This window comes from Vibrio sp. 1F169 (assembly GCF_041439605.1).
GTDB classification, from domain to species: domain Bacteria; phylum Pseudomonadota; class Gammaproteobacteria; order Enterobacterales; family Vibrionaceae; genus Vibrio; species Vibrio tasmaniensis_A.
Genome location: NZ_JBGOOI010000131.1, coordinates 1 through 5011 on the forward strand (window position 1 = coordinate 1; position 5011 = coordinate 5011).

Annotated in this window: 2 protein-coding genes, 7 tRNA genes and 1 rRNA gene; 6 read left to right on the forward strand and 4 right to left on the reverse strand. The window is 41.9% G+C overall.

Annotation, left to right across the window (positions count from 1 at the left end):
* The first annotated feature begins 372 nt into the window (after positions 1-372).
* The 6 genes from ACED53_RS22775 (at position 373) to ACED53_RS22800 (ending at position 2758) form a co-directional block, all read left to right on the forward strand.
* On the forward strand, positions 373-1998 hold the full coding sequence (locus ACED53_RS22775; protein WP_017101452.1) for a methyl-accepting chemotaxis protein: 1626 nt from the start codon (positions 373-375) through the stop codon (positions 1996-1998).
* A gap of 235 nt (positions 1999-2233) precedes the next feature.
* A tRNA-Phe gene (locus ACED53_RS22780) sits at positions 2234-2309 on the forward strand.
* Between the two features lie 56 nt (positions 2310-2365).
* Positions 2366-2441: transfer RNA gene (locus ACED53_RS22785), tRNA-Thr, on the forward strand.
* Between the two features lie 24 nt (positions 2442-2465).
* Positions 2466-2541: transfer RNA gene (locus ACED53_RS22790), tRNA-Asn, on the forward strand.
* Between the two features lie 36 nt (positions 2542-2577).
* Positions 2578-2653, forward strand: a tRNA-Thr gene (locus ACED53_RS22795).
* 29 nt (positions 2654-2682) lie between these two features.
* Positions 2683-2758 (forward strand) — tRNA-Asn (locus ACED53_RS22800).
* Between the two features lie 275 nt (positions 2759-3033).
* Here ACED53_RS22800 and ACED53_RS22805 read toward each other — a convergent pair.
* From ACED53_RS22805 to ACED53_RS22820, 4 genes are all read right to left on the reverse strand, one after another.
* Entirely contained in the window at positions 3034-3429 is a 396-nt protein-coding gene (locus tag ACED53_RS22805) for a DUF2391 family protein (RefSeq protein ID WP_009847710.1), read from the reverse strand.
* Positions 3430-4582: 1153 nt separating this feature from the next.
* Positions 4583-4659 (reverse strand) — tRNA-Asp (locus tag ACED53_RS22810).
* 30 nt (positions 4660-4689) lie between these two features.
* Positions 4690-4805 (reverse strand): 5S ribosomal RNA (gene rrf, locus ACED53_RS22815).
* Positions 4806-4847: 42 nt separating this feature from the next.
* Positions 4848-4924 (reverse strand) — tRNA-Thr (locus ACED53_RS22820).
* Between the last annotated feature and the right edge of the window lie 87 nt (positions 4925-5011).

The following is a 5011-nucleotide window of genomic DNA, read 5'->3' on the forward strand; positions in this document are numbered from 1 at the left end:
GAACGGCGGACTGTTAATCCGTATGTCGCAAGTTCAAGTCTTGCAAGGGGAGCCACATTCAAGAAAGCCAAGTCGAGAGACTTGGCTTTTTTTCGTTTGAATAAAAGTAACGCAATTCAATAACACATCAGTTCAACATTAAATCTTGATCTTCTAGTAAATGGACTACGTCCGCCACCCTCAATAGAGTAATTGCTCTTGCCTCTGTTTATTCATTTGACAGCGAAAAATGTTCTTCTGGGGACTTTTTTTTCTTCGTAAATTTAATCTTCATCATGTTTTGATACCTTTCTGATACCTGCACTACACGACTTAGCTTAAGATTCGTGAATGATACACCATACTTATTATTAGATCGCTGCACGGGGAAATATGAAATTAAAAACGCAAGCTTATTTATTATCAGGCATCATTTTGATTGCCTTGCTCGCACTTACGGCTACAGGTTTATGGACCTTAAGAGTTGCTAGCAACATAGACAACAAAGCTCGCGTGACAGAGCTATTTAAAAGTGCATACAGCATTCTTACTGAAGTCGAAAAAATGGCTATTGATGGCACTCTAGAAGAACAACAAGCCAAACAGCTGGCCACTCGCCTACTGCGCAACAATATCTATAAAGACAATGAATATGTATATGTTGCTGATGAAGATATGACTTTTGTCGCAACACCTTTAGATCCGCAACTACACGGAACCAGCTTTAATGATTTTAAAGATGGCGATGGAAATAGCGTTGGCCAACTTATTCAGCGAGCACTTGGCAATAGAACAGGACAAATAGTCGAATACACCTGGACACAAAAACTCCCCGACGGAAGCATTGAAGAAAAACTGTCCATCGCAGAAAAAACACCTCATTGGGGTTGGGTCGTAGGTACAGGTATCGGCTTCAATGAAGTCAACGCAAGGTTTTGGTCAACAGCACAATGGCAACTGATTTTATGTTTGGCTATTGCTGGTGTCATTCTTTCAAGCTTGATTATCTCAATTAAACGTATGCTATCGCTACTTGGCGGTGAACCCAAAGACGTAAGAGAAGCAGTACAAGCTGTCGCAGAAGGAAAAATCCAAACATCGTTTGAGACTCAAGCTGAGCAAGGCAGTATCTATCACGCTGTACAACAAATGAGTCAATCACTGGCAGAGTTAGTATCAAACCTCAACTCTTCAATGCTAGCGTTAAGAGGCGAATTACAGCGCGTGGAAGATCGTGCAGGTTCTATCGCTCAACTTACTGAAACTCAGCAACAATCAACTGAAATGATCGCAACCGCAATGACTGAGATGGCGTCTTCAGCAAATAATGTTGCCGATTCAGCTGGCGATACAGCTCGTAACACCGACGAGGCAGACAAACAAAGCCAACATACTCAGCTCCTAATCCACAACACAGTAGATAATATTCAAGGCCTAGCAGGACAATTAGGTACAGCCAGTGAAGCTGTTGCTAACCTAGACAACGACGTAAACAATATTGTTAAGGTATTGGACGTTATAGGCGATATTGCAGAGCAAACTAACCTGTTAGCACTTAACGCTGCTATTGAGGCTGCGCGAGCGGGTGAACAAGGTCGTGGATTTGCAGTAGTGGCGGATGAGGTACGTAATCTTGCTGGTCGAACGCAATCGAGCACCAAAGAGATTCAGTTAATGATCAATAATCTTCAAGAAGGTTCCCGTAACGCCATTCAAACAATGAATGTGTGTGCGGCAACGAGTGAAAGTACTGTAGCAGAGTCTCAGAATGCCTCTGAAGCGCTACAACAGATTGTGATTGCATTAGAGTCTATATCATCAATGAGCCATCAAATCGCAACAGCAGCCGCTGAACAGACCCAGGTAAGCGATGATATATCGAAGCGTATCAATATGATTGAAGAAAGTGGCAACCAACTGAGCGATGTCGTAACGGAAAGCCATAACAGTACTCAAACTTTAGCTTCTCTTTCTAACGAATTAGAGACTTGGGTAAATAGGTTTGAAGTAAAACACTAAACTCTCGAGAAAAACCTTTAATATAAAAGCACGTTTTCATACGTGCTTTTTTTATTTCAGCGCTCATTCAAAGCAGTTAACCGTAGTTTTGCCATCTTTTAAGGCATGCTAGACCTAGGTTTTTCTACCCAAACGAACAAAAACAACCCACTAAGTATAGAAAAACATCAAACAATACTTTTTTTGCAATTTAATGTTGACCCAGAACGCGAAAACACGTTTAATACACCTCGTCGCCCGGATAGCTCAGTCGGTAGAGCAGAGGATTGAAAATCCTCGTGTCGGTGGTTCGATTCCGCCTCCGGGCACCACAATTTATTTGTTGGTGTCCTTGACAACAACAGTAAAGCACAAAGAAATATCATGTGCCGACTTAGCTCAGTAGGTAGAGCAACTGACTTGTAATCAGTAGGTCACCAGTTCGACTCCGGTAGTCGGCACCATTTCTTTAAAGCTTTAAGAATAATTCCCCTTTAGTTCAGTTGGTAGAACGGCGGACTGTTAATCCGTATGTCGCAAGTTCAAGTCTTGCAAGGGGAGCCAAGTTAATCATTAAGCGTAAGCTTCTTGATACATGATGCCGACTTAGCTCAGTAGGTAGAGCAACTGACTTGTAATCAGTAGGTCACCAGTTCGATTCCGGTAGTCGGCACCATTCTCTTGATTAGAGATAAAACAATCAATTCCCCTTTAGTTCAGTTGGTAGAACGGCGGACTGTTAATCCGTATGTCGCAAGTTCAAGTCTTGCAAGGGGAGCCAATTAAAGAAAGCCGCATCATTGATGCGGCTTTTTTGCATCTAAAGATCCTAGCGTGCCTCCATCTCCCTCACCTTTCTAATCGCTCATTCAGTACAGAAACTCTCAGTCTTAATTTTCTTGTAAAACAATTAGGCCTTACTCTTTTGATTTAGCTTTAATCACCCAACGACATGTCGAAACCTTTCTAGCGAGCTTGCTACTTGGTTATCTAAGAGTGAACCAAATAAGCGCTAGAATGGCTCTGTTGATGACTTAACCTGGGTGATATACGGTTTCACTCTTTATCGAAACTATCCACTATAATAGCCCCCATAGACGCGGGCATTGATATAACAATGACACGTTTAAACGAGACTATTGGATCGCTTAATAGAGGCAACTTATCCAAACATGTCAGGACCAAAGCAACTACCAACGCCGTCATAGCATAAGCAATAACAATTCTGAAAATAAACACCGGCATGCGCGCAACAACATTTTTTTGAAAGACACTTTCATAAGTATAAAAGCCTAAGAACACAGCTGATAATAAAAATAGCAGCAACAGATTAGCAGTAGGCAAAGTCTCCCCTAACTTCCAGGCTTCTTCGGAAAAAGAAATCGGTACAGCCAAAGCAAAAGATCCTACAAAGATCTGACTGGCATCTTCAAAGTTAAAGCTTAATTTCATAGTTCGCCCCATTAGCTTTTAAGGCTTTATCTATTTGTTAAAATAATCACTAAAATATCACCCGATGATCTTTTTTTGAGTCTATTCTTACCAAGTGAACGATAACGCCCTTCTAGCTTAATATTAGTCGCAATAGCCAAAACATAGCTTGAATTAACCAGCAAGAAATCAATATGTTCAGAGTAAAGTGGTCAACATAACTAATTCATATCGAGTCAACAAACACATCGGAGTAGAAAAGAGACCGGTAAACATCTCCTAAGATACCTGAACCTAGAGCCAGAGAGTCTCGATCTGATTGGATAATAAATATCACTGCACGAATACGAGAAATTCTCTATTTCTTAGCATATGTATCCCACCGGCACCAATTTGGGCCCTTAATCTAGCGACTTTCTCCTTCAACCTGAAATATAGTCCAATTCCCCTTTGAGATACTTTTCAAACAGGGTGCTCAATACAATTAAGAGTGGTTTAAGCTTAATGAATAACAAGAGGATGAAGTCACCTCATTAAGGGCTATAGCGCTCTTAGCAGAAACATCCATGATCGATTCCTAATTACACATCAGAAGTACCCTCTAGATTCACAGAGAAAAATAGAAGTCAGGTATCGTAGACGAAGGGCTGTTAACTAATACTAAAGTGCACTCGCTTGATAAAGCAAACATCTGCGAACGCAGGGCACATAGGATGAGTTGTAAGCCTTATATAACTTCGATATTGAATGGATACAGCTGAGTCAGAACAGTCTCATTAACCGGACTTACAACGTCGCATAGCTCGAGTATTTGAGTGCTAAGCTTAAAGCTATATGCGTTTGTGAAACGCGTGCTCGTTTCAAATAACAACTGGTGTAGAAAATACAAATAAAAAGACTCTAATCGTAGAGTTAGACTTTCTAATAAATAACAGAATAATGGGACACGTTAACTAGGAGTCATGGGTTACGCGCAAACCTTGTGTAAAAGTCATTCAATGGAAGGGCGAACACTATAATTTAGATGCAAAAAAGCCCCGCGATTTCTAGCGAGACTTCTTATAAATGGTGGAGTGCTTGGGGTCGCAGGCGACCGGGACTCTTTGGTCGAAGACAAAATTATCGTATCCAGAAACGACGAAAGCCTAGTCATAAGACTAGGCTTTCTAATAAGTGGCGGAGTGGACGGGACTCGAACCCGCGACCCCCGGCGTGACAGGCCGGTATTCTAACCAACTGAACTACCACTCCGCAGTGTCTATTCAGCATAATGCAATTTAAGCCTGACGATGTCCTACTCTCACATGGGGAAGCCCCACACTACCATCGGCGCTATTGTGTTTCACTTCTGAGTTCGGCATGGAATCAGGTGGGTCCACAATGCTATGGTCGTCAAACAAATTCTGTTGTTAACTCGATAAATCGAATCAACTAAATAGTGGTGCTGATACCCAGACTCGAACTGGGGACCTCACCCTTACCAAGGGTGCGCTCTACCGGGCTGAGCTATATCAGCAGTTCTAGAACCGTTTAAAAACGACTCTAAAAATTTAAAGCCTGGCGATGTCCTACTCTCACATGGGGAAGCCCCACACTACCATCG